The organism is Algoriphagus persicinus, assembly GCF_035156415.1.
GTDB classification, from domain to species: Bacteria; Bacteroidota; Bacteroidia; order Cytophagales; family Cyclobacteriaceae; genus Algoriphagus; species Algoriphagus persicinus.
This window is the reverse complement of sequence record NZ_JAYEEY010000072.1, coordinates 1-1,165: the sequence shown is the minus strand read 5'-3', so window position 1 is coordinate 1,165 and position 1,165 is coordinate 1. Positions and strand designations below refer to the sequence as shown.

Annotated in this window: 4 protein-coding genes; all 4 read right to left on the bottom strand. The window is 33.8% G+C overall.

Annotated elements, in window-relative coordinates; translation table 11 throughout:
• Positions 1–112 (bottom strand): AAA family ATPase (locus U3A58_RS21700; protein ID WP_323826486.1); only part of this gene is annotated, 112 nt, incomplete at its 3' end.
• 176 nt (positions 113–288) lie between these two features.
• Entirely contained in the window at positions 289–693 is a 405-nt protein-coding gene (locus tag U3A58_RS21695; RefSeq protein ID WP_323826485.1) for a hypothetical protein, read from the bottom strand.
• Entirely contained in the window at positions 690–911 is a 222-nt protein-coding gene (locus tag U3A58_RS21690) for a nucleotidyl transferase AbiEii/AbiGii toxin family protein (protein ID WP_465038372.1), read from the bottom strand. The genes U3A58_RS21695 and U3A58_RS21690 overlap by 4 nt, the downstream gene beginning before the upstream one ends.
• Positions 912–949: 38 nt before the next feature.
• The coding region (locus tag U3A58_RS21685; protein WP_416377325.1) for a DUF6922 domain-containing protein at positions 950–1,165 on the bottom strand (216 nt) is incomplete at its 5' end.

The window sequence follows — 1,165 nt, the reverse complement described above, 5'->3', positions numbered from 1 at the left end:
TTGTTTTACCAGAACCGTTTTCTCCGATAAGGATGGTAATCCTCCTTCCAAGCTCAAGCTTTATATGATCTTTGGATCGGAAATTATCAAGAGATATGGTTTTTATAATCATAATTTAAACGGATGATCTTTAAATAAACAAATTATTAATCTAAAAAACAGGACATATTACCCAAGTATAATACTCCCCATTGCTTGGGCCAAAGGTTGGGATTGTTAAGTAAAAGGGTTAAGGGTTAAAGTTGTTAATGGCTAACAAATTAAGCCGTTTAGGATTTTCCAAATCAGTTATATGGAGTTCATGTAATTTCTAACTTCATTTTTAACAGACAATTTTATTTCGTCCCAATCTATTGGAATATGCATTTTAGGGGTTTGATCAAAATCTGCATCATCAAAATAAGTAAGGCTTTTGAGGACTAGAAACTCTGAACCGTCTGAGAATTTTTTATTGTAAAACCCTATCATCTCAGAAAGAGAATACTTATTCAGTAAAAAATATAAATCGATAAAGTCTTTTTTACTCCCCCTTCCTGAAATAGCATTAAGCTTCATTGCTGCAATGTCTCTTTGATCAGCCAATCGCAGATTTTCAAGATTCAAGGAAGGATACAACCAAGGATACCGATAATTTACTAAATCAACTTTTATCCCATCGACAGTGTAGATAAGAATATTTTTACTTTTTTTCAAAATCTGCACTNAGGATACCGATAATTTACTAAATCAACTTTTATCCCATCGACAGTGTAGATAAGAATATTTTTACTTTTTTTCAAAATCTGCACTTTACCTAGGCTAGATAAAAAATCCGACACTTCCAGCTCTTCTAATTCTGCACAACCAAAAAGATCAATGTCTATCGACTCCCTATGCCCGATTTGCAAAGCGAGGCTTGTCCCGCCCACCATATAAAACTCTCCGAAATAGGGATTATTCATCAAGGCAGTCAAGATTTCCAGAAGTTTTGGGCTAACTGTTTGTTGGTATAGCATCTAAAATTCGTTCTTTTTAAATCAAACAAGACACAAAGGAAAGAAAGTGTCACCTCATCCATTGATCGAATTGTCACAACAATCTTTTTTATCTCATCTTGTCCATAAATTTTTTTAAGACTTTTCCAATCATTCAAGTTCCCATATTCCAACACCCTTTCCACCAGCCA